The following is a 23,334-nucleotide window of genomic DNA, read 5'->3' on the forward strand; positions in this document are numbered from 1 at the left end:
TCGCCGGCGCAGAACTGTCGACGTAGACGGCCATACTGCTCGTATGGAAGATCGCAACCGCGTCGAACTCAACATCGTCTCCGATCCCACCTCGATCCGTGGGAGTGCCGGAGTCGTCACCACCACTGGCGTGCCGGACGGCGTCGTGCCTCCCTCGGGATCGTTGACGCCCCCTCCCGCGTCCTCGCTGACCCCTCCGCCTCCGACTTCTCAGGCTGGCGGCTCCGGCTCCGGCTCCGGGGAATCGAAGTAGTCCGATGGTCCCGTCCGGACTCGCAGCGCTTCTCGTCGTGCTGGCACTCGTTCCGGGCTGGTACTACATACGCCTGACTAGCCGTCTTCGCGCTCGCACGAAGACAACCGGCCTACAGGAACTGCTGGAGTTCGTCTCCGTCGGCGCGTTGACGACCGGGACGGCCGTTCTGATCGTCGTACTACTTCCGCATCGGTGGCACCCGTGGACACTGGACGTTGATCGGTGGACGAGCGGCGGAGCAACCTACCTTCGCGCCCATCCGCGCAACGCGGGCTGGTCAGTCGTGACGGTCCTACTCCTCGCGCTCGTGATCGCCACCCTTTTGTACGCCGTCCAGCGGCTGTGGAAAGGTTCGGAGTTTCGTCCCGACGGGAATGTCTGGGTCTATTCGCTCGGGACCCGCCCCAAGGGCATGTACCCATGGGTTGCCGTACAACTACAGAACGGTCAGCTGGTAGAGGGTGTGCTTCACTCGTACACCATCGAGGATCTTGGCAGCGATCGGGATATCGCCTTGCGCCGGCCGATCCGCGTCTCGGCCGGAGGCTTCTCTATTCCGGAATGGCTGGGCTTGGATCGGTTCATCGTGTCGCGAGACAAGATCGACTACATCTCGGTAACCCATCTCCCCGAGGAACCGAAGGCACCCGAGGCTGCAGGGAAGCCAGCAGCCCCGCCACCGACCGCCACACCTGCTCCGTCCTCCTGATCGCTGCAAACTCAGGGCAGCGCGGCGCGGGTCAAGAGTCGGCTTGCCGATCTGCATGACGCGTGGCGTCGTGACCGGACAATCGAGCGACCCGGGGAAGGGGGCGGCGGGCTCCGTTCGTCCCGGCGAACGACTACGGGCCGTCCTCAGCCGCTTGTCCCGCGACGGCGGGCCTGAGGTCGCAGCCGTGTGGGCCTGCGGCTAGCCCTTCGTCGTCTGATCGAGCCAGTCCAGGTAGCCGGCGGAACCCGACGTGATCAGCACGGCGCTTACTTCAGGGTTGCTCCAGGAGTGGTTCGCCAACAGGTGGGCCTCAAGCTCGGTGTAGCGGCGCTCTGTGGTCTTCAACAGGACCTGCCACTCTTCGCCTTCGCCGTATTGGCCTTCATGCCAGAAGACCGAGACGACCGGGCCCACAACCTGCGCTCCTGCCGCGAGGCCCGCACCGACTGCCGAGGCTGCGAGCTGCACCGCCTCTTCACGTGTCGCCGTCGCTGTCGAGACTTGTAAGTAGCCAGACATTCCGCCGAGTCTAGGTGCGGTCCGCTGGCCGACGGAGTTGGTGCCGTGCTCAGGTCAGCTAGGCACCACGGCGAGGACGTGTCCTGCTCGCTGACCACGGTTGCCCAGTGGCGCGGGGCGGTCGGGGGCGCGCGCGGTAGCGCGCAGGGTCCGGCGGTAGCCGGGAAGGATACGCCGGCGGTAGCCGGGGGTGGTGGGAGTGGCGTAGCACCGCGCGGGCTGACTACTTAGCCCGTGGTGATGAGGATTATGCCGGCGACTACGACGGCTGCGGCGGCGGCGCGTTTGGGGCCGAAGCGTTCGTGGAAGAAGAGGGCGCCGATGATCGCGCCGAAGATGATGCTGGTTTCGCGGAGGGCGGCGATCGCGGCCAGGGTGCCTCGGGTTTGGGCCCACAGGACCAGGCCGTACGCCGCCATCGAGACCACGCCGCCCGCCAGGCCGGAGAGGATGGCGGGACGAGGCATGTCGAACGTTCGCGGCCCACGCCAGAACAGCACCGCCAGCGGGACCGCGAAGCCCTGGAGCATGAAGACCCAGCCCATATAAGTTGCCACCGGCATCTTGTGTACGGCGACCCCGTCAACCACTGTGTACGACGCGATCATCAAGCCCGTGCCGATCGCGGCGAACAGTGCCGGAGCCTGACCGCGTCCGGGGCGCCCGATGAAGACGAGACCGATCAGGCCGGCCGAGATCAGCAGTACGCCGGTCAACTCGAGAACGGCCAGGTGCTGGTGCAGTACGACGATCGACACCACGGCCACGACCCACGGCGACGTACCGCGGGCCAGTGGGTACATCTGGCTGAACTGACCCAGCTGGTACGACGCCAGCAGTCCACCCAGGTACGCCAGGTGCAGCAGCGCCGACGCGATGATGTAGCCCCACGTGCCCGCCGGCGGTAGCCCCATCACCAGTACGGCGACGAGTCCGATCACTCCGGCCGCGAGCTCGAACAGGGCCAGGCTGGCGACCCGGTCCGGTGCGCCGTGCGCCATCGCGTTCCACGTCGCATGCAGTACCGCGGCCCCGAGCACCACCAAGATCACCAGCACCAGCACACCCTCTCACCGGCGCACTGGCCACCGCAGGTGGATTATGCGCAGGTGACGGTGTGAGGCGATGGTTCAGGTGGCAGGACTGACGAGCAGACCGAGGTCGCGGAGGCTTTCGGCGGTTTCGACGATCGTGGTCTCCACGTCGCGCGGCCGCCAGCCGAGTTCGTTCCGGGCGCGGTCGTTGTGGATGATCGGCTGTGGCAGCTCCGGACCGGGCGCCTCCTCGGTGGGCACGTCGGCGCCTAGTCGGCTGCGAAGGATCTCCGCGATCTTCAGGAAGCTCAGGGTCGGTCCGTCCGCCACGGCCAGATAACGCTTGCCAGCGGCATCGGGTGCGGCCATCGCGCGACGGTGCAGGTCGGCGACGTCGCGAACGTCGACCACCCCGAACCGCGCCCGCGGCACAACGCTCATCGTCCCGTCGAGCATCATCATGATCAGCTGGGTCGAGGACCGCAGCTCGGCGGTGAGCGTCGGCCCGAAAATGCCGGTCGGGTTGACCACGACCAACTCCGTGTCAGAGTCCTTCATCAGCTCCCACGCGGCCCGCTCGGCGATCGCCTTCGAGCGCGGGTACGGCGCGAGTCCGGGCGTATCGGGATCCGTCCAGTCGTCCTCGGTGAACTCGGCACCCGGCTTCGGTGTGTACCCGACGGCGGCGAACGACGACGTCAGTACGACGCGCCGCACACCGGCCGAGCTTGCTGCCCGCAGTACTCGCAGCGTGCCCTCGCGAGCCGGGACGATCAGTTCATCGGGATCCTCCGGCTGTGCGACCGGGATCGGCGAAGCGACGTGATGAATCTCCGAGCAGCCTGCGACCGCGGCGGACCAGCCGTCGTCGGACATCAGGTCTGCGGTGACGATCTCCAGGCCGGCGTCGTCCGCACCACCGCGGCGAACGGCTGCCCGCAGTTCGGCGGACCTCGCCGTTGAGCGCACCGTCGTACGCACGTCTTGTCTATCGCGGAGCAGAGTGGCGATCAGGTGGGTAGCTAGATAGCCCGAGCCTCCAGTGACCAGGATCATCGCAGGTCCCCGATCACGCCGACGACTCGTTCGGTCGCCTCGGCCTCGGCGGCGGCGTCACCGCGATCGCGGGCGTCCCACAGCGCGGCCTTCGCGCGCAGGTACGCGAGCCGCACGCGCTGCGCCACGATCTCGGCCTCGATCCGCTCCGCGTGCCGCAACAGCAGGTCCCGCTGCTCGCCCGCCGCCTCCCGCCCGCGGCTGCGATTGGCCAGATAAGTCCGCATGTCATCGATACCGACACCGGCTGCCCGCAGGCACGCCAGGGCTTCGAGTGCGTCGACATCCGCGTCGCCGTACCGTCGATGCCCGCTGCTCGTGTCCCGGCCGATCGGGCCGACGAGGCCGACGTCCTCGTAGTACCGCAGCGTGGGTTCGCTCAGGCCGCTGCGGCGCGCGACCTGCTGGATGGTGAAGCTTGTCATGTCACCCACGGTCACATACCTCAAGCGCTTGAGGTCAAACGATGTGGGGAGGATTTCGTACCCGGATCGGGCCGAAATCCTCCCCACATCCGCGACTAGAACATCAGGGCGCGAGCTGGGTCCTCGAGGATGCTTGCTACGTCGGCGAGGAAGGTGGAGCCCTTTTCGCCGTCGATCAGGCGGTGGTCGAAGGACAGGGCGAGCGTGGTGATCCAGCGTGGGACGATCTCGTCGTCCACCACCCACGGCTGCTTGCGGACCGCGCCGAACGCGAGGATCGCGGCCTCGCCCGGGTTGATGATCGGCGTACCGGCGTCGACGCCGAAGACGCCGACGTTGGTGATCGTGAACGAACCGCCGGCCTGGTCCGCCGGTTGGGTCTTGCCCTCGCGGGCGACGGCGACCAGGTCGTTCAGCGCCCTGCACAGGTCGGGCAGGGTGAGGGTGTCGGCGCCCTTGATGTTCGGGACGATCAGCCCGCGCGGGGTGGCCGCGGCGATGCCGAGGTTGACCGCGCCCTTGTAGACGATCTCCTGCGCCTGCTCGTCCCAGGCCGCGTTGATGATCGGCGTACGACGGGCTGCCAGGGTGACCGCTTTTGCGACGATCAGTAGCGGGGAGACTCGGAGGTCGCGGAACGCCTTGTCTGCCTTCAACCGCTCGACCAGGTCCATCGTGGCGCTGACGTCGACGGTGATCCACTCGGTGACATGCGGTGCGGTGAACGCACTGGCAACCATCGCCTGCGCCATCACCTTCTGCACACCCTTGACCGGCACGCGGGTGTCGCCGCGACCGCTCACTACCGGCGCAGGCTCGTAGGCAACCTCCGCCACCGGAGCAGCAGTCGAATGCCCTTCGACGTCAGCCCGGGTGATGATCCCACCCGGCCCGGTCGCCGTCACGGTCGCCAGATCGATCCCCAGATCCTTGGCCAACTTCCGCACCGGCGGCTTGGCCAACACATGCACACCGTTGCCCCCAGCAACTTCCCCAGCAATAGGAGCATGCTGCACCGCAGCCATGGGCGCGGAAGGAGCGGGCGCGACGACTGCCGCCACCGGAGCAGGAGCCGGCGGCGCCGAGGCAGGAGCCGCACCTGCGGGAGCCTTACGAGCCCGCCGCTTGGCTTCTGTGGTTTTCGGGCCGTAGCCAACAAGCACAGCAGTCCGACCGCCGGTCTTGTCTTCCTCGGGGACGACCGGGACCAGATCCTCCGGCGAACCCTCCGCCGACGACTCAGTCTCCACCGAGATGATCGGCGTACCGACCGGCACCGTCTCACCCTCAGGCACCAACAACTCAGTAATCGTCCCAGCGAACGGAACCGGCAGCTCAACGAGCGACTTAGCCGTCTCGATCTCGACCACGGTGTCGTTGAGCTTGACGGTGTCGCCCGGCTTGACCTTCCAGCTGACGATCTCGGCCTCGACCAGGCCCTCTCCCACGTCCGGGAGGCGGAACTGCTGGATGCCCATCAGTACCCCATCACCCGGTCGACGCCGTCCAGCACCCGGTCCAGGTCGGGGAGGTAGTCTTCCTCGGTCCGCGACGCGGGGTAGGGCATGTCGTATCCGGTAACGCGCAGTACCGGCGCCTCGAGGTGGTAGAAGCACTCCTCGGTCACCCGCGCCGCGATCTCCGAACCCGGGCCGAGCGACAGCGGCGCCTCGTGCACCACGACCGCCCGCCGAGTCTTCTTGACGGACGCGAAGATCGTCGCCAGGTCCAGCGGCGCGATCGTCCGCAGGTCGATGACCTCGAGCTGCCGGCCGTCCTCGACCGCAGCCTCGGCGGCCTGCAGGCACGTCTTCACCATCGGGCCGTAACAGAACAGTGTGGCGTCGGTGCCCTCGCGGACCACCTTCGCCTGGTGCAGCGGCAGCGTCGGCTGGACGGACTCGTCCAGCTCGGCCTTCTCGTGGTACCGGCGCTTCGGCTCGAAGAAGACGACCGGGTCGTCCGAGGCGATCGCCTGCTGGATCATCCAGTACGCGTCGACCGGGTCGCCGCAGGCAACCACCTTGAGACCCGGGACGTGCGCGAACAGCGTCTCCGGCGACTCCGAGTGGTGCTCGACCGCGCCGATGCCGCCGCCGAACGGGATCCGGATGACGACCGGCATCTTGATCCGCCCAGCCGACCGGTAGTGCATCTTCGCGACCTGGTTGATGATCTGGTCGTACGCCGGGAACACGAAACCGTCGAACTGGATCTCGCAGACCGGCCGGTACCCGCGCAGCGCCAGGCCGACCGCGGTCCCGATGATGCCGGACTCGGCCAGCGGGGTGTCGATCACCCGGTCCTCGCCGAAGTCCTTCTGCAGTCCTTCAGTAACTCGGAAAACACCGCCGAGCTTGCCGATGTCCTCACCCATGATGATGACCTTGGGGTCGGCCTCCATCGCGGCCCGCAGGCCGGCGTTGATGCCCTTGCCGAGAGTGATCTTCGTCATCGCTCAGCCCTCGCCTTCGAACGAAGCGGCGTACGCGGTGAACTGGTCCCGTTGCTCGGCCAGCTGCGGCGTCTCCTCGACGTACACGTGCTGGAAGAAGTCGGTCAGCTCCGGATCCGGCAGCGCCAGGCAGCCGGCCCGCAGCTCCGCGGCGATCTTGTCGGCCTCGGCGTCGACCTGGTCGAAGAAGTCGTGCTCGACCCCGGCGTGCCGGGACAGGTAGGCGTGCACCCGCTCGATCGGGTCCTTGAGCTTCCAGTGCTCGAGGTCCTCGTTCAACCGGTACTTCGTCGGGTCGTCGGACGTGGTGTGGGCACCCATCCGGTACGTGTAGGCCTCGATCAGGGTCGGGCCGCTGCCCTCGCGGGCCCGCTTCAGCGCCTGCTGCGTGACGGCGTACGTCGCGAGTACGTCGTTACCGTCGACGCGGACGCCGGGGAATCCGAAGCCGGCCGCGCGCTGGTAGAGCGGGATCCGGGTCTGCCGGTCGATCGGCTCCGAGATGGCCCACTGGTTGTTCTGGCAGAAGAACACGACCGGCGCGTTGAAGACGGAGGCCCAGATGAACGCCTCGTTCACGTCGCCCTGGCTGCTGGCGCCGTCACCGAAGTACGCGATCGTCGCCTCGCCGTCCTCGGCGTCGCCGATCGCGTGGTCGCGCTGCTGACCCATCGCATACCCGGTCGCGTGCAGCGTCTGGGCGCCGATCACGATCGTGTACAGGTGGAAGTTGTTGTCCTTCGGGTCCCAGCCGCCCTGGTCGACGCCGCGGAACAGGCCGAGCAGCCGCAGCGGGTCGACGCCCTGGCACCACGCGACGCCGTGCTCGCGGTACGTCGGGAAGACCATGTCCTTCTTGTTCAGCGCACGGGCGGAGCCGATCTGCGCGGCCTCCTGACCGAGCAGGGACGCCCACAGGCCGAGCTCACCCTGACGCTGCAGGGCGGTCGCCTCGGTGTCGATCCGGCGGACCAGGGTCATGTCCCGGTAGAAGCTCTTGACGACGTCGTCGTCGAGGGCGAACGAGTAGTCCGGGTGCTCGACGCGCTCACCTTCAGGCGTCAGCAGCTGGACGAACTCGACCTCTTCCAAGGCCTGGGGCGGACTGACCGGCGCCTCGACGGACGCGAACACTTCCGGGGCAAGGCCCGGTACCGACTCACTCACATGCACTCCTCGGGTTCGAGCGCGGGATCGCCGCGACCGCAACGTTGCACGGGGCCGGCCCGTTGCGCCGGATGAGGCTTTCGCAGGCTGGTCCGCGTGATTCCAGGGGTTGATGCACTGCTGGCAGTGGACCACCTCACCGGTCTCACTCCCATCTTGCCGGACACCGTACCTAGCAGGTGCCTGATCCGCTAACTGTCTGGACGCTGGCGGGTACGGCGGTACCGAAAAGGGTCCTGGGGTGAGACACCAGTCCATCCACTGGTCCCATCTTCGCGCTCATATTACAGAGATCAAGCGTACCGACGGCATCTGTCACAAATTCATCTCGATCACCGCGACCACCCGCCTGGCGGGAAACGGTGGGCGGCTGGCCGGAAACCGGCTTGCGCGGCGGATCGCCGAAGCCTAGCGTAAGGATCGTTCTTGCATGACACCCCTGACATCCCTCAAGGAGCCACCATGGTCGCCTCTGCTCCGGCGCGAGTACCGGAGTCCCGGACGGCCTCGGGCGCGATGATCTGGACCGCGCTGGTGGTCGTGTACGTCGTCTGGGGTTCGACGTACCTGGCGATCCGGGTGGTCGTGGACGCCAAGATCCCGCCGATGCTCGGGATGGCGACCCGCTTCCTGACCGCCGCGGTGCTGATGGCCATTGGCCTGACCATCAAGTCGGGCTGGCGGCGGCTGCGGATCACCCGGCGGGAGGCGGTCGGCGCGGCCACGGTCGGCGTACTGCTTCTTGCCTTTGGCAACGGCGCGGTGGCGATCGCGGAGCAGACCGTCCCGTCCGGCTTGGCTGCTCTATTAGTGGCCGCGATCCCGCTGTGGCTGATGCTGCTGCGCGTCGGAGGCGGTGAACGGCCGCGCGGGATGACCTGGGTCGGCGTGCTGATCGGCTTCGGCGGGGCGGCATTGCTCGCGTTGTCAGGGGGCAACACGAGCGCGAAGCCGCTGTCGGTCGCGGTCCTGGTGGTCGGCACGATCTGCTGGGCAACCGGCTCCCGGTTCGCTCCCCAGCTCGGTCTGCCACGGGACCCACTGGTGACCGCGCTCTACGAAATGGTCTTCGGCGGTACGGCGATGGTGCTGCTCGGCGTACTGCGGGGTGAGCCGGCGCGTCTGCATCTGGACCGAATCGACGGCTCGGGGTGGATCGGGCTGGCGTACCTGGTGGTGTTCGGGTCGCTGCTGGCCTACACGGCGTACTCGTATCTGCTGGCCAACGCGCCGATCTCACTGGTCGGGACGTACGCGTACGTGAACCCGGCGGTCGCCGTCTTCCTCGGCTGGCTGATCCTGAACGAGAGCCTGACCTGGCAGATCCTGCTCGGCGGCGCGGTGATCATCGTCGGGGTCGCGCTCGTGGTCACGTCGGAACGCCGCCGCACCTGACCATCGGGGCCGTCAGGGCCGTCGGCACGTCGGGCAAAAGGAAAGACCCGAGCCCACGAGGGACCCGGGTCTCCCACCGCTGCCGATGCGCGCGGCAGCGGGTCCGGCGCCGGTCGCGCCTTGCCCCGAAAAAACATGGCGCGAATCTCCGGCAATGGTTCCAACGATATTCCGATGTATCGTGGTATTGCCAATTCGGCGACCACCGAGCCCACCGACAACAATGTTCCGATTCACCGGGCATCCGTCACCCGCGCTGACTCAACGACGTACCCGGAGCTCGGTTACGGGTGCTTCTGTCTCAATTTCCGCTCGCTCTCCGCACCGTGCCGTTGCCGGTAAGTTGCCTGGTCAGCACGGTTTTCGTTGCTCTGTCAGGAAACTCATCACCAGGAAACTATGCGAGCCAACATGAGCGAAAAAAGTTGACGAAAAAGTTTGTAACCGGCCGTGCCAGGTGTCGTTAGCACTAAGACGAATCCGTCAAACCCGAAAGGAAACCTGGCATAATGCAGGTAACTCGCAAGATCGTCGCCGCCGCGGCGGTGGCGACCATCGCCACCCTCGGTCTGGCGACTGTCGTGAGCGCCAACGTTCTCGACGACACCCAGAAGAAGGCTCAGGACGCGGGCCTGGCTGACGCGGCGTCTGCGGCCAGCGGCGCTTACGGCGGCAACCACGGCTGGTACGGCGTGAAGCGCGACGGCAAGCTCGTCGCCCTCGACGACAACAACATCGGCCCGTTCCAGGCCTGCCACCTGTTCGGCTCGGGCACCGGCATCGGCGGCAACGTGCCGGCCGATGACATCACCGGCGTCGTGGGCTTCTTCAACAACGGCAACTCGGTCACCGCGGTCAAGACCTGCGAGCAGGGCAACGCGCAGACCAACCGCAAGTTCTACAAGATGGGTGACGACGGCGTCGTCTCCATGAGCCGCAACAACGTCGGCCCGTTCCAGGCCTGCCACAACGAGCTGTCGGCCACCGGCATCGGCGGCAACGTCCCGCTGACCAGCCTGGCCGGCGTTCTGGGCGCGTTCAACGACGGCAACTCCGTTGACACGCTGAAGACCTGCGAGCAGGACTCCGAGCAGAACAACTGACCCTCCCTGGTCAGTGATGCAGGACCCGAAAGAGCCACCTCGGTGGGGTGACTGACTTCGGAGCAACACGCAACAACCGCGGCGCCGGGAGCAAGCCTCACTCCTCCCGGCGCCGCTTCACGTCTGCCGCCGTCTATCTGGCGCCGTTCAGAGGTCGCGGAGGTCGACGCAGGAGCCGTTGGGAAGGTCGCGAGACAGCAGCGACCAGATGCCGGCGGCTGCGTCCTCTGGCGTCGTCAGGGCACCGGACTCTTCAAGAGCGTGGAAGCGGGCTACGGCGGGGAACGACTCCTCGTCGGTGGCGCGGATTTCCGCCTGCATGCCGGTGTCTACTACGCCTGGGGCCACCGCGATGACGCGGCAACCATCGACGGGCTGTTCCTGACCTACGGTGCGGACCCACTGCTCTACGGCTGCTTTGCCGGCGTTGTACGACGACCAGCCGGCGTACGCGGTCTTGGCCGCGCCGGAGGAGAGCATCACGAGGTGACGCTCGCAGGCGAGGTGGGCGGAGGCACGCAGGAACGCCGCACCCAGGACCTGCGGGGCGGCCGAGTTCAGCAGGACTGCTCTCGCATAGGCGTCCGGGTCGGTGCCGCCAGCGGGCCCGATGGGGGTGATGGTGCCCGCATTGTGGATGAAGACGACCCGCTCTCCGTCGTACGCCGCCAACTCCTGGGTGAAGTGGTCCTCGACACGGATCCAATCGGCGGGGTCCGAGAGGTCCGCCTTGAGGTGGTTCGGCGTACCACCTCGGCGGGAGATGTCGATGACTCTGGCGTCCGGGAACGGCACTGCCGCAGCGAGGGCGGCGCCGATCCCAGCCGAGGCTCCAGAGATCCAGACGAGTGCACTCACTCAGCGGGACCAGGTGCGGGCGACCTTGAGGAAGAGGTTGTTGGCTTCGGGTTCGCCGATGGTGACGCGGACGCCTTCGCCGGGGAACGCGCGGACGGAGACGCCCTCGGCCTGGACGGCCTCGGCGAACTTCACGGTGTCCTCGCCCAGGTCGAGCCAGACGAAGTTGGTCTCCGACTCGGGTACGTCCCAGCCGGCCGCACGCAGTTCGCCGACCACGCGGGTCCGCTCGACGATCAGCGCGTCGACCCGCTCGAGGAGCTCGTCCTCGACGGCCAGGGACGCGATCGCGGCCGCCTGCGCGACGTAGCTGACCCCGAACGGCAGCGCGCACTTCCGGATCGCGGCGACCACGTCCGGGTGCCCGATCGCGTACCCGACCCGGAACCCGGCCAGACCGTAGGCCTTCGAGAACGTCCGCAGTACCAGCACGTTCGGCCGGTCGCGGTACAGGTCGACACCGTCGACGACGTCGGTCTCCCGGACGAACTCGCGGTACGCCTCGTCGATCACGACCAGGACATTGCGCGGTACGGCGTCCAGGAAGGCGATCAACTCGTCCCGGCGGACGACCGGTCCGGTCGGGTTGTTCGGCGTACAGACCACCACGACCTTGGTGCGGTCGATGATCGCGGCCTCCATCGCCTTGAGGTCGTGGCGGGCGTCGGCGGTCAGCGGCACCTGGACGGACGTGGCGCCGGTCAGCTGCACCGCGATCGGGTACGCCTCGAACGATCGCCAGGCGTAGATCACCTCGTCACCGGCCGTAACCGTCGCCTGCAGCAGGTGGTAGAGCAGCGCGACCGATCCGGTCCCGACCGCGAGATCGCTCACCGGTACGCCGAACCGGTCCGACAGCGCCTCGAGCAGGTCGACGGCACCCATGTCCGGGTACCGGTTCATCTCGGCCGCGGCCGCGGTCGCGGCGGCGAGCACACCCGGGAGCGGCGGGTACGGGTTCTCGTTGCTGGACAACTTGTACGTCGGTCGGCCGTCGGTGCGCGCCGGCGGACGGCCCGGCTTGTAAGCCGCGACGTCGTCCAGGCAGGCGCGAAATCGAACCTCGTTGTCAGGGGTCATGTCCGCAGGTTAGTCCTTACCCCAACCCCAGAACCACCCTCGCCGGAGCGACCTCGCGCACATCGTTTGACTCCGAGTACGTCGAGCCTCAAACTGACTGATTGTCGGACAATCAGGAGATCTACACTGGGTCTCAACGGGTCAGGGAGGGTGTCATGGGACAGCCGCTGGAGTGGGGTCGTCGCTATCTGATGGTCCGGCCGGACCACTTCCGGATCGACTACGTGATCAACCCGTACATGTCGACGCAGGACCAGCCCGACCCGGCGCTGGCGCTGAAGCAGTGGGACTCACTGCGGCAGGCGATCATCGACGCCGGCGGCATGGTCGACGTACTGGCGCAGCGCCCGGACTCACCCGACATGGTCTACGCGATGAACCTCGGGCTGGCCGCCGCGGACGGTCGCGCGATGCTCTCGCACATGCGCTTCGAACCTCGCCGCAAGGAGTCGGTGAGCGCGGCGGAGTGGTTCACCGGGAACGGGTTCCGGCTCGACCGGACCGGCGGCGAGGGCGTCGGTCCGCACTTCGAGTCCGGCGACGCGTTCGTGTACGGCGACAGCCTGGTCGTCGGGTACGGACCGCGGACGGAGGCTGACGCGCTCAAGCACCTGGCGACCGGGTGGGACATCCGGGTCCGTGGGCTGCGGATCGCGCACGAGGGGATGTACCACCTCGACCTGCCGTTCTGCCCGGTGGACAGCACGCACGCGATGGTCTACCCGCCGGCGTTCGACGCCGCCAGCCAGGCGGAGCTGTCCGGGATCGTCCCGGAGCCGATCGTGCTGACCGACGAGGAGGCGTTCGCGTTCAGCGCGAACTCGATCGTGGTCGGCGAGACGATCATCATGCCGGCCTGCTCACCGCGGCTGCGGGACATCTTCACCGGTCTCGGCCTGCGGGTCGTCGTCCTGGACCTGACCGAGTTCCACAAGGGCGGCGGCTCGGCCCGCTGCCTCACGAACCCACTGGACTTCCCACTGGCTCCGATCACCGTCCCAGGCGGAGAGCTGGTCCTCCCCGCCTGACGACTACTTGCCAGTGGTCCAGATCAGGTCGAGGGTGTCAGGGTCCCAGCCGTTGCTCTGGATCCATTGCAGGGCTTTCTCTTTACCCGTGGCGGCGTAGACCTCCACGGCGACCGAGATGGCTTCGGGGTTCTTCGGGTCGGTCTTGGATGCGGCCTGGGTCGCCTCGAAGCCGTCGCCGATGTACGGAAGCTGGCTGATGACCGGGTACTTGGCCCGCAGCCGGTCGTTCATCTCGTCGAAGCGTTTACCGGCCTCCTGCTCCAGTTGCAGCTCCTGCTCGGGGTTCGTCTTGGCCCACTGCCGGCCCTCCGCGCTGTTGGCGTAGAGGTACATGTTGTAGCTGACCGCGTCGCCGGCCGCAGTGATCGTCGTGGAGTAGCTCTGGAAACCCCGGCGCGAGCCCGCCAGGGTGTGCTCGCCGGGCTTGACGTTGACCTCGCCGTTCGCCGGGATCTCGTGTCCGTCCAGGGTCAGCGTCAGGTCGCCCGGGATCGACTGCACGACGAGCTTCGTCTGGTCGCCGCCCGCGCCGCGGAGGAGCAGGATGCCGCCGATCAGTACGACGATCACCGCGAGCGCGACTGCGCCGATCAGGAACGATCGCCGGTTCTCCTCAAGCATGCCTGCAACCGTCCTTACTCAGTTCGCCGTCGTCGTCGGTGTGGTCCCGCCCTTGACCCGGAACACCCAGAAACCACTGGGTCCCACGCCGTACAGATTGTCCGCGGTCGGGACGTGCTGGCCGAGCGACCCGGCCGCCGAGTTCCACCCGTTGCCGTCGCCCCACGGACCGACATACAGGTACGTGTGGCCCGGTCCGTTCAGGATGTCACCTGGCTTCATCCCGCCCGGTGGCGTCGACTCCCAATGGTCGTAGATCTCCGGGTGGTCCAGCATGTACTGCCGCTGGGTGGGCGTGTACACGTTCGGGAACTTCGGGTCGGCGCCGCTCATGTGCAGCACGGTCGCGACGAAGCGCCCGCAGTCACTGTACGGAGTCTGACCGTTGGGGCCGTCGTTGTACTTCGCCATCGCTTCCACGTACTCGGGCTTGGCCGCGCTCGCATCGACGCTCCAGTGCGCATGCGGCCCCTGCGGCCACGCGAGGTTCTTGGCGACCATGGCGATGTTGCCGCTACCGGCACCGCAGCCGCTCGTGTCACCCGGCTTGCCCTGCGCCGGGGCCGAAGCCGCGAACGTGTCGAACACGTGCCTCGCGTTCGCCCTCCGCCGGTCGTACTCGGGGTCGTTCGGATTGAGGGTGAACCGCTCGAACTTCGAGGCGAACGTGAAGGCGGCGTCCTCGGGCGTCTTCGTCGCGCGCAGAGCGGGCCCGACGGCCGGCTCCGGCAGCGGACCCTTGCCGTTGATCTGCTTGTTGACGAAGTCGAGCTGATACGCCAGGGAACCGATGGTCTTGTCGTCGACGCCGGCGTCGCGGGACGGCTGGATCATCTTCTTGCCCGGATACCACTGGACGAGACCCCAGGCCCCCGGCTTGCTGATCGCATCGGCCGGTTGGGTCTTGGTTCCGGTGGGTGTGCCGTCGTTCAGCTTCAGCGGATCGACGCCCGACTCGCTGATCATGTTGCCGACGATGCCGGCGGCCTGTTCCTTGCTCCATCCGTTCTGGACGAAGTAGTTGAAGGCCTGCTGCTGGGCGTTGGCGCCGTCGAGGTCGGTGGTAGCGCAACTGCAGCCGCCGCCCCCGGAGTCGGAGGTGTCGGCTTCGAACGGGTTGCTCTCGGGCTTCTGGGTGGACCAGTCGCCGTTGCTCTCCTTGTCGACCCACATCTCGAAGTGCACGTGGGCGCCGCTCAGACCAGGCAGACTCTCGTCGCCGGAGCCCGAGGTGCCGATCTGGTCGCCGCGCTTGACCGTGTCGCCGAGCCCGCGGAAGAAATGGATGAACTTGTACCGGACCTCGACGTTCTCGTTCCGGATCCGGATGTCATCGCCCTTGGCGTACGAGATCTTGCCGTCGATGGACGCGTAGACCTTGCTCTCCTCGGGCACCTTGAAGTCCCACGCGTGGTGCGCCTCGGTGCCCGCATCCGGGTCTGCCTCGGCCCAGTCCTGGTCGATCTTGTGCTGGTCGGTCGGCCAGCCGAACATCGCCTGGTCCGGAGCGCTGGTCGTGCACTGCGCCGCGGCCTCGGAGGTGCCGGACAGCACGCCGAGCAGGAGCACCAGGACGATCAGCAGCGGGAGGAACAGCAACAACAGGAATCCGCCGACGATCGGCAGCACTTTGCTGGCTCCCACAATCGTGCTCCTCGCTCATTCGAGTGGACTCCCGCGCCGGTCCGCGGAGAGGGGCGGCCACTGAGCAAATGTTGCCCGAAAACCGGGTCATCATGTCGGAAGTTATCCACAGGCCGGGCAGCCAGGGCGGGGCGGGCGCGACAACGGGGCGGGACTGGACGAGAATCAGCCCATGTACGAACGGCTGCGGGTGGACCGCTCGACCACGGTGGACCGGGTGGTCGACGCGCTTCGTGCCGCCCTGTTCGCGGGTGACCTGGAGCCGGGTACGCCGCTCCGGGAGCAGCCGCTGGCCGAGGCACTGGGGGTCGCCCGGAGCACGATCCGTGAGGCGATGACCATGCTGGTCACCGAGGGCCTCGCGGTCCGCGAGCCGAACAAGGGTGTCAGCGTCGCGATCCTGCACCCCGACGCGGTGGCGGACATCTGCAGGGCCAGGTTCGTCCTGGAGTCGGCCGGTATCCGGGCCTGGTTCGATGCCGACGAGGCGGCCCGAGAGCGGGTCCGGGAGGCGATGCGGGTGTTCGCCGCCACCGCCAAGGACGGCGCCGACCCGGAGGCCTTGACCGAGACGCACCTCACCATCCACCGCAGCCTGGTCGCGTTGACCGGCAGCGAGCGGCTGATCGCCACCGCCGACTCGATCACCGGCGAGGCGCGGCTCGCCCTGGCGCGGGTGGACGCGCTGCGGCAGGACGCGCGCCAACAGGTCGCGTCCCACCGCAAGCTCATCCGCCTCCTCGAGCGCGGCGAGCTCGACGAATGCGTCGAGGAGCTCCGCCGTCACCTGGCCGGCGCCGAGGAGTCCCTCCTCGAAGCCATCGCGATGCCCCCGAGCTGACTCAGACCAGTCCGTCGGCGGTGACGTCGTACGTCGTTGTGCCGACTCGGAGACCGGTCAGTCGGGCGTCTGGGTCTAGGGCTGCGACCTGGGGGTTTGCGGTGACGGTGCCGTCGAGGGCTACCTCGATGCCGAAGATGCCCTCCAGGACCAGGCTGACCCATGCGCCGGACGACGAGCAGGACCAGTCGATCAGGTAGGGGAACTGCGGCGGAGACTTGCGTGCTCCCCCGGCCATCGCCGGCTGCGCCTCCTCGACGAAGTGCGCCTGCCCGCACGGACCCTGGTTAGCAGTACGCGCCAGACCGGGCAGCCAGTCCAGTAGTACGTCGCCCCGGCCAAGTGCGAAGAGGGCACGACCAGCGTCCGCCGGCCAGGCCGGGTACGCACCGTTCCACTGGTGGTCCGGACGGACGCTGAAGGCTGCATCAGCGTCGTACGGCGACAATGCGCGCATCCAGGTGGGCGTCTGCAGCTCCCGCTGGAAGAACGACACCATCTCGGCACACTGCGACTCCGACAGGTCGTCGGGCATCGTCGTACCAATGATGTTGAAGTCGTAGCAGTGCCGGACCGGGACTAGTGACCCGTCTGGTTGCCGCGCGTGCCAGAAGCCCTTGCCCTCGGCGTACAGCTCGTTGACATGGCCGGCTTGCGCGGACGCCTCCTTGCGCAGCAGGGCGGCACGGTCGGAGTCACCGGAGCGGTCTGCGATCTCGGCGGCGACTCGCATGCACCACACGTTGGCGGCGTTGAAGCTGGCAACCTCGTGCACGTAGCTGCTGACGCACTCCAGCAGGTTGTCGATGCCGCCGTAGTCGGCCAGCGCGTGCTCGCCGCGCAGGCCGCGCCACGCGGTCGCCCAGTCGTACACGTGCTCCCCGACCTGCTTCGGTCCCACCGGAGCGTCCAGGAACCCAGCGTCGCCGGTGAAGCGCACGTAGTCCCGCACCAGCCGGGTCATCGCGAAGTCGTTCACCGAGTACCACTGCCCGACCGGTCCGCCGGTCAGCCACTCGGTACCGAAGTGCTCGTGGATGTCCAGGTCGATCCAGTGCTCGATGTGCTTCCGCATCGGCTCCGGGTCCAGCAGGGCATGGGTCAGCGACGACAGGCTGTAGTCCCAGATGAACGTCGTGGTCTGCCAGTACCGCGGCATCAACGTGTCGTACGTCCGCCCGAGCACGCTGGCCGGGTTGTCCCGCCGGAACCAGATGACCCCGAGCACACCCCACCAATACAGCTTCTGCAGCGCCTCGTTAGACGTCTCCAGAACAGGCAGAGACCCACTAAACCCTTCACTAGAAGGGTCGAAGGCGTCGGCCAGCGCCATGTCCCACACGCCCTCCGCCACTGCGAGCACCGCGGGTACGTCGGCCACGCAGACGTCGAAGTGCTCGGTCGCCTCCTCCAGCGACCCGGCGAGCACATGCACGTAGTTCAGTCGCGCGTGCCCGGAGTCGTCCAGCTCGACAGTTGCCTCCAGCATCGCCCGGTCGACGACGGCCGGCACGTCCAGGCCCTGCACACTCACTGCGGACCCGGACTCCCCCGTTCCGACGACACGGCCGTCGACGGCACGCAACGTGTTCGGCTCCGACGGCGGCTCCGGCCGGAGCCAGCCCTTGTCCGACCGGGTCGCCGTGCTCTCGAGAGCAAGCCCGAGCCGAACAGTGCGTCCGGGAGTGCCAGAGACCTCCAGCTGTACGACGACCGCCGGGCGGCCCGGTGCGCACGCAGTGGTCGTCCGCAGGTGCAGGCCGTCCACCGTGGTCGACCGGACGACGCAGTCCGGGCGCCACACCACTTCCACAGTCCCGCCGTACGAGCGGGCCAGCCGGCCGTCGACGTACAGCTGGCCGGTGATGGTGTCGCCGTGTGAGTACGGCGGGAAGTTCACACTGCGGATCGCGAGGACGTCGTGGTCGACCTGCGCCGTACCCAGGAAGTTGGTCAGCCCGGGCGGGTTGAACATGTCGTCGTAGGTATGAGTGAGGACGTCGCTGGCCAGGTCGGCGCTGCGAGGGATGGTCATGGGGCCTCCCGGCCTGGACTGAGGAGTGGAGGAGCGAAGCGACTGGAACGACGAGGGAAGGCCGGGAGTTACAGCCCCATGACCCGCCGCGCCGGAGGCGCGGCATGAGCACTGTCATGAGGGGTCGGCCCAATCGGTGTTCGGGAGCAGGGGATACCAGTCCGGGCGAGCCGGATCGCGGTCGTAGGGATAGGGGCCGAGCTCGCGGAACAGTTCGGCGTACTCGGCCAGCTTGTCGCGGTCCAGCTCGACACCCAGCCCGGGTGCGTCCGGTACGGCGATCGCGCCGTCGACGTACGGAAGCTTGCCGCCGGCAATGATGTCGTCACGCAGGTGGTGGTAGTGCGCGTCCGCCGCGAACGACAGGTTCGGTACGACGGCGCCGAGCTGCAGCATCGTCGCGAGCTGGATCCCCAGCTCGCCGGACGAGTGCACGGCGACGCCGAGCTGGAACGTCTCGCAGACGCCGGCCGCCTTGATACACGGCCGGATGCCACCCCAGAAGGTGGTGTCGAGCAGGATCACGTCGACGGCCGGATCACGAACGTTGGCGGCGAGCTGCTCGAAGTTCACCACGACGGTGTTGGTGGCGAGCGGGATCGGAGTGTTCTCGCGGACCCGGCGCATCCCGTTCAGACCCCAGGTCGGATCCTCGAGGTAGTCGTTGTCGAGGTCGTCGATACCGCGGGCGAACCGGATCGCCTCCTCGACACTGAACGCGCCGTTCGGGTCGAACCGGACGCGGTGCCCGGGGAACGCCTCGGCCAAGGCACGAAAGACCTCGCGCTCGTAGTCCGGCGGGAACACGCCGCCCTTCAGCTTGTGCACGCTGAACCCGTGCTCGTCGACCAACTCCCGAGCATGCGCGACCAACTGCTCCGCGGTCCGGATCTCACCGGTCCCGTCGTCGTTCGGATGCCGGAAGAACAAGTAGCTCGCGAACGGCACCCGATCGCGAACCCTGCCGCCGAGCAGCTCGTGCACCGGTACGCCGAGTTCGCGCCCCTGCAGGTCGAGGCAGGCGAACTCGATTGCCGCCAGCAACTGAGTGCGGTTGTTGTACAGGCTCGCGGTCGGGTTGGCGAGCATCCAGCGCAACGCCTCGGTGCGCGCCGGGTCGTGACCGAGCAGGTACGGCTTCAGCCCGGTGACGGCGGCCTCGGCGCTCTGGCCGCCGCCACCCATTTCGCCGAGGCCGATCAGCCCGTTGTCCGCCTCGACCTCTACGACAGTCCGTACGAAGCGTCCCCAGTGCGCTCCGTTGCTGTGCCGTAGCGGCGCCTCGAGTGGGACAGTGACCGTGGTGGCGCGGATATCGACGATCTTCACTTCGCGTCCTCCGGCAGTACGACGGCCAGCCCGGCGGTCAGCCCGCCGTCGACCTTCACATCCGCACCGGTCACGAACGACGCGGCCGGCGAGGACAGGAAGTAGATGACCTCGGCAACTTCTCCGGGCGTCGCCACCCGGCCGAGCGGATGCGACCGGCCCCATTCGGCGACCACCTCGTCGGTCGACCGCCCGCCACCGAACTGCGCGGCGGACGTTCGCAGCATTGGCGTGTCGACGGAGCCCGGGCAGACCGCGTTCACCCGGATCCCGTCCGCGGCGTGATCGACGGCCATCGCCCGGACGAGGCTCAGCAAGGCGCCCTTTCCCATCGAGTACGCCGCGACGCTCGTCTGCGCGGCGTACGCCTGGACGGACGAGACCACTACGACACTGCCACCGCGCGGGAGCTTCGGGATGAACGCCTGGCAGGCGAAGAACACGCCGCCGACGTTGATCGCCATCACCTCGTCGAAGATCTCCGGTGAGGTGTCGACAACAGTCCCGTACCGCTGGACTCCCGCAGCACAAACCAGCGCATCCACCGCGCCGATCTCGGCCGCTGCAGATGCCAGCGCAGCCCGATCCGAAACATCTACCTGAACGCTGGTCACCCCATCACCAAGGTCTGCAGCATCACGATCGAGCGCAAACACCCGATCCCCCGCGGCGACAAATCGTTCGACAGCACCACGCCCGATCCCGGCAGCACCACCGGTGATCACGACTGTGCGGCTACTCATATACGTCCCTTTCAGAACTGACCGAGGGCTAGGCCTCGGGAGAAGAAGCGTTGGGCGGCAAGGAACAAGATCACGGTGGGAAGCGACACCAGCAGACCGCCGGCCAGCACAGTCGGCAGAGCGGCGCCGCCGTACGTGCTCTGCAAACCCGTCAGCGCAGGCATGATCGGCCGGACCGAATCCGACTGACTCAGCGTCAGCCCCAGCAGCAGGTCGTTCCACACGAAGGTCGCCTGCAGGATGAAGATCGCGGCCAGCGCCGCGCCCGCCATCGGCAGGTAGATGCTGCGGAAGATCCGGAACAACCCGCCGCCGTCCACCACGGCCGCCTCAAAGACGCTGCGCGCGATCCCGGTGAAGAAGTTCCGCATCACGAACGCCGAGAACGGCACGCTGATCGCGGTGTACACGATGATCATCCCGGCCCGCGTGTCGTAAAGCCCCGAGTTCGCATACCCCGAGAACAACGGCATCAGGATCATCTGCAACGGAAAGATCGTCCCGCCGAAGATGAACACGAACCACAGGAAGCCTCGCTTCAACCGCAGTACGACGATCGCGTACCCGGCCGCCGCACCGATCAGCACCGCGAGCACCGGCGCGATCACGCTGTACATCGTGGTCGCGACCAGCGTGTCGCCGAGCGAGGCCTTGCTCCACGCGTCCCCGAAGTTCGTGAACAGCGAGAATCCTGCTGGCTTCCACACCGTCTTGGCGTCGTACGAGTCGATCGGCTTGGACGCGTTCACCACCAGCAGGTAGACCGGCGCGAGCCAGATCAGTCCCAGTACGACGAGAACCGCGGTCTTAACCCTGCTCACGCGATTCCCCCAACTGGTAGCGCAGATAGAGGATCGAGGCCGCGAAGGTGACCAGGCTCAGGAACAGCGCGATCGCCGCACCCTGGCCGTAGTCGTTCAGCACGAACGTCTCCTTGTACATCGACAGCGCCAACGTCTCGGACGACGTACCCGGGCCGCCCTGCGTCATCACCCACACCACGTCGAACGTCTTCAGGCTGCCCACGATCGACAGTCCGATGACCACTGTGGTGATCGGCCGGAGCTGCGGCCACAGGTGATGCCGGAAGAGACTGAACCCTTCCGCTCCATCCAGCTTGGCCGCCTCGAGCGGCTCAGCCGGGATCGACTGCAGCCCGACGACGAACAGCAGCGCGTTCACGCCGGCCGCCTGCCAGGTGACCGCCACGATCATCATCAGCGTGTTGCCCGGACCAGCCTGCAGCCATCCGGTGTGCGCACCCGGCAGCCCGAAGAACCCGAGCGCCTGACCCAGTGCGCCGTCCGGCTGCAGGACAAAGCCCCAGATGACGCCGACGGCCACACCGGAGATCGCATACGGCAGCAGGAACGGCAGCCGCAACCACGTGCCCCACTTGTGTCCATACGTCAGTACGGCGACCAGTAGGCCGAGCGCTACCGGCAGCGTGACCATTCCGACGACCCACAGCAGCGTGTTGACCAGTGCCCCGACCAGATCGGGGTCGCTGAACATCGCCTTGTAGTTGGCCAGCCCGGACCACGCCGGCGACGCCAACCCGTCGTACTGCGTGAAGCTGACGTACGTCGTCCACAGGAACGGCAGGTACAGCAGCAGTGCGACCACCGCGGCGGCAGGCAGCCCGAACAGCGGCGCCATCCGGGCGCCGGTCCGATCCGGGCGCTGACTGCTCGCCCGGACCTTGACCGGCGGCCGCTCGATCGTGGAAGTCACTTCTGCTTGGCCCAGTACGCGTCCGCCTCGGCCTGGATCTTCTGCAGGCCCGGCATCGGGTCACCCGGCTTGGTCACGAACGCGCCGAACACCTCGAGTGCCTTGTTCGCAACGGGTACGGGCGTCGCTTCGAACCACCTGTTGATCAGCCGGTACCCGTCGCCGCCGACGTCCTTGTTCAGCGTCGCCAGGCCCGGGTCCTTGACCTCGGCCTTCGGGTTGAACGACAGGTCGCCGCGGGAGTTCGCCCAGGCGGTCTGCGCCTGCGGCGTGACCCACCAGTCGGTCCACTTCTTCACCGTCGAGGCGTGGTCACTCGCCGCAGCCGAGCAGACCGGGCCGGTCTCGAAGATCATCGACGTCTTCGGCAGGGCCGGGTTCACGTTCGGGATCACGAAGAAGTCGTAGTCGGTGCCGGCCTTCATCTTCAGCGTGTTCAGGTTGCCGCTGAACCAGGTGCCGAAGTTGATCATCGCGACGTCGCCGTTCTTCAGCTGCGCCTGCGGCTCGGTCTTCGACCCCGGGTCACTGAAGTACCCGGCGTCGATCATCTTCTTCCACTCGTTCATCACGTCGACCACGCCAGGATCGGTGTACTTCGCCTTGCCGGCCGCGAGCCGGTCGTAGAGGTCCGGGTCCTTGCCGGCCAGCAGCGTCTCGAACCAGACGAACGAGAACAGGATGTTGGTCTGGTAGAACGGCTTCACGCCGATCGCCTTGACCTTGTCGGCGGCCTGGGTCAGCTCGGCCCACGTCTTCGGCTTCTCGGTGATGCCGGCCTTCTTGAAGACGGCCTTGTTGTAGTACATCACCCAGTAGCCGGCGTTCAGCGGGACGCAGTACTGCTTGTCGTCGTAGGTGAAGTACTGCTTCAGCTGGGCCGGGACGTTGCCGTCGGCAATCGCCTTGGTCCACTGGTCGGTGGTCTCGGCGACGAGCTTCTGGTCCACCAGATCCTGAAGCTCCTTGCCGGTGTGCCAGCTGAACAGGTCCGCCTTCTCCTTGGTCCGGAACGAGGACCGGATGAACGCGGTGTAGGTGTTCGAGTCGGAGTACCCGACCGGCTCCATCCCGACGCCGATGTCCTTCTTACTCGCCGCACCGACCTGGGTGAACGCGTCCTTCCAACCACCCTTGTCGTTGTAGAACTTCAGCGAGTCGACCGGCTTGTCAGCGCCGCTCTTGGCGGCACCCGCTGCGCCGCCGCCTCCACAGGCGGACAGTGCAAGCGTGCCGGCGATCACCAGGGCAGCCAGCGCCTTGCGGTTGATATTGCGTTGCATTGGTGCGTCCTTC

At 67.3% G+C, this 23,334-nt stretch carries 22 protein-coding genes; 5 read left to right on the plus strand and 17 right to left on the minus strand.

Translation table 11 applies throughout. The annotated features are described in order from the left end of the window. Positions 1-257: 257 nt before the first annotated feature. The gene (locus EV650_RS22090; RefSeq protein WP_134120937.1) at positions 258-965 is read left to right on the plus strand and encodes a DUF6338 family protein; all 708 of its coding nucleotides are present in this window, start codon (positions 258-260) and stop codon (positions 963-965) included. 201 nt (positions 966-1,166) lie between these two features. Here EV650_RS22090 and cutA read toward each other — a convergent pair whose 3' ends face one another. From cutA to pdhA, 7 genes are all read right to left on the minus strand, one after another. After that, complete coding sequence (cutA, locus tag EV650_RS22095; protein ID WP_134120938.1) at positions 1,167-1,487, minus strand: divalent-cation tolerance protein CutA; 321 nt, start codon at positions 1,485-1,487, stop codon at positions 1,167-1,169. Between the two features lie 227 nt (positions 1,488-1,714). Then, positions 1,715-2,545 (minus strand): EamA family transporter, encoded by an 831-nt coding sequence (locus tag EV650_RS22100; RefSeq protein WP_202874811.1) that lies wholly within the window; start codon positions 2,543-2,545, stop codon positions 1,715-1,717. Between the two features lie 72 nt (positions 2,546-2,617). After that, a complete protein-coding gene (locus EV650_RS22105; RefSeq protein ID WP_134120939.1) occupies positions 2,618-3,577 on the minus strand; it encodes an NAD-dependent epimerase/dehydratase family protein in 960 nt (319 codons plus the stop codon). Beyond that, positions 3,574-4,002 (minus strand): MerR family transcriptional regulator, encoded by a 429-nt coding sequence (locus EV650_RS22110; RefSeq protein WP_134120940.1) that lies wholly within the window; start codon positions 4,000-4,002, stop codon positions 3,574-3,576. Before EV650_RS22110 ends, EV650_RS22105 begins: the two co-directional genes overlap by 4 nt. Before the next feature lie 95 nt (positions 4,003-4,097). Next, the gene (locus tag EV650_RS22115; RefSeq protein WP_134120941.1) at positions 4,098-5,480 is read right to left on the minus strand and encodes a dihydrolipoamide acetyltransferase family protein; all 1,383 of its coding nucleotides are present in this window, start codon (positions 5,478-5,480) and stop codon (positions 4,098-4,100) included. Then, the gene (locus EV650_RS22120; RefSeq protein ID WP_134120942.1) at positions 5,480-6,457 is read right to left on the minus strand and encodes an alpha-ketoacid dehydrogenase subunit beta; all 978 of its coding nucleotides are present in this window, start codon (positions 6,455-6,457) and stop codon (positions 5,480-5,482) included. The genes EV650_RS22115 and EV650_RS22120 overlap by 1 nt, the downstream gene beginning before the upstream one ends. Positions 6,458-6,460: 3 nt before the next feature. Further along, positions 6,461-7,624: a pyruvate dehydrogenase (acetyl-transferring) E1 component subunit alpha gene (gene pdhA, locus EV650_RS22125; RefSeq protein WP_134120943.1), complete on the minus strand. Its 1,164-nt coding sequence runs from the start codon at positions 7,622-7,624 to the stop codon at positions 6,461-6,463. Between the two features lie 462 nt (positions 7,625-8,086). Between pdhA and EV650_RS22130 the strand changes: the two genes are divergently transcribed. Both EV650_RS22130 and EV650_RS22135 read left to right on the plus strand, forming a co-directional pair. Next, entirely contained in the window at positions 8,087-9,019 is a 933-nt protein-coding gene (locus EV650_RS22130) for an EamA family transporter (RefSeq protein ID WP_134120944.1), read from the plus strand. Between the two features lie 509 nt (positions 9,020-9,528). Further along, positions 9,529-10,122: a hypothetical protein gene (locus EV650_RS22135; protein ID WP_134120945.1), complete on the plus strand. Its 594-nt coding sequence runs from the start codon at positions 9,529-9,531 to the stop codon at positions 10,120-10,122. A 147-nt stretch (positions 10,123-10,269) separates the two neighbouring features. On the opposite strand, the gene EV650_RS22140 is transcribed toward EV650_RS22135, so the two are convergent. Beyond that, positions 10,270-10,980 carry an SDR family NAD(P)-dependent oxidoreductase gene (locus tag EV650_RS22140; protein WP_134120946.1) on the minus strand — a complete coding sequence of 237 codons (711 nt, stop codon included), beginning with the start codon at positions 10,978-10,980 and terminating at the stop codon, positions 10,270-10,272. Next, complete coding sequence (gene hisC, locus EV650_RS22145; RefSeq protein ID WP_134120947.1) at positions 10,981-12,060, minus strand: histidinol-phosphate transaminase; 1,080 nt, start codon at positions 12,058-12,060, stop codon at positions 10,981-10,983. 155 nt (positions 12,061-12,215) lie between these two features. Between hisC and EV650_RS22150 the strand changes: the two genes are divergently transcribed. Then, positions 12,216-13,088, plus strand: coding sequence for a dimethylarginine dimethylaminohydrolase family protein (locus tag EV650_RS22150; RefSeq protein WP_134120948.1), 873 nt, complete (start codon positions 12,216-12,218; stop codon positions 13,086-13,088). Between the two features lie 3 nt (positions 13,089-13,091). Here EV650_RS22150 and EV650_RS22155 read toward each other — a convergent pair whose 3' ends face one another. After that, positions 13,092-13,712 carry a peptidase associated/transthyretin-like domain-containing protein gene (locus EV650_RS22155; protein WP_134120949.1) on the minus strand — a complete coding sequence of 207 codons (621 nt, stop codon included), beginning with the start codon at positions 13,710-13,712 and terminating at the stop codon, positions 13,092-13,094. A gap of 18 nt (positions 13,713-13,730) precedes the next feature. Then, positions 13,731-15,356 (minus strand): phage tail tip lysozyme, encoded by a 1,626-nt coding sequence (locus EV650_RS22160; RefSeq protein ID WP_134120950.1) that lies wholly within the window; start codon positions 15,354-15,356, stop codon positions 13,731-13,733. Between the two features lie 172 nt (positions 15,357-15,528). Here EV650_RS22160 and EV650_RS22165 point away from each other — a divergent pair, with 172 nt between their 5' ends. Further along, positions 15,529-16,197 carry a GntR family transcriptional regulator gene (locus EV650_RS22165; protein WP_134120951.1) on the plus strand — a complete coding sequence of 223 codons (669 nt, stop codon included), beginning with the start codon at positions 15,529-15,531 and terminating at the stop codon, positions 16,195-16,197. A 1-nt stretch (position 16,198) separates the two neighbouring features. Here EV650_RS22165 and EV650_RS22170 read toward each other — a convergent pair whose 3' ends face one another. The 6 genes from EV650_RS22170 to EV650_RS22195 form a co-directional block, all read right to left on the minus strand. Beyond that, positions 16,199-18,232, minus strand: coding sequence for a glucosidase family protein (locus EV650_RS22170; protein WP_134120952.1), 2,034 nt, complete (start codon positions 18,230-18,232; stop codon positions 16,199-16,201). A 114-nt stretch (positions 18,233-18,346) separates the two neighbouring features. Further along, positions 18,347-19,561, minus strand: a complete 1,215-nt coding sequence (locus tag EV650_RS22175) for an enolase C-terminal domain-like protein (protein WP_134120953.1) — start codon at positions 19,559-19,561, stop codon at positions 18,347-18,349. Further along, positions 19,558-20,304: an SDR family NAD(P)-dependent oxidoreductase gene (locus tag EV650_RS22180; RefSeq protein ID WP_134120954.1), complete on the minus strand. Its 747-nt coding sequence runs from the start codon at positions 20,302-20,304 to the stop codon at positions 19,558-19,560. The genes EV650_RS22175 and EV650_RS22180 overlap by 4 nt, the downstream gene beginning before the upstream one ends. Before the next feature lie 11 nt (positions 20,305-20,315). Then, positions 20,316-21,125 carry a carbohydrate ABC transporter permease gene (locus tag EV650_RS22185; RefSeq protein ID WP_134120955.1) on the minus strand — a complete coding sequence of 270 codons (810 nt, stop codon included), beginning with the start codon at positions 21,123-21,125 and terminating at the stop codon, positions 20,316-20,318. Beyond that, on the minus strand, positions 21,112-22,038 hold the full coding sequence (locus EV650_RS22190; protein ID WP_238174373.1) for a carbohydrate ABC transporter permease: 927 nt from the start codon (positions 22,036-22,038) through the stop codon (positions 21,112-21,114). The genes EV650_RS22185 and EV650_RS22190 overlap by 14 nt, the downstream gene beginning before the upstream one ends. Next, on the minus strand, positions 22,035-23,321 hold the full coding sequence (locus tag EV650_RS22195; RefSeq protein ID WP_134120956.1) for an ABC transporter substrate-binding protein: 1,287 nt from the start codon (positions 23,319-23,321) through the stop codon (positions 22,035-22,037). Before EV650_RS22195 ends, EV650_RS22190 begins: the two co-directional genes overlap by 4 nt. Positions 23,322-23,334: the final 13 nt, after the last annotated feature.

Origin of the sequence: Kribbella kalugense (assembly GCF_004365875.1) — a bacterium.
Classification (GTDB): domain Bacteria; phylum Actinomycetota; class Actinomycetes; order Propionibacteriales; family Kribbellaceae; genus Kribbella; species Kribbella kalugense.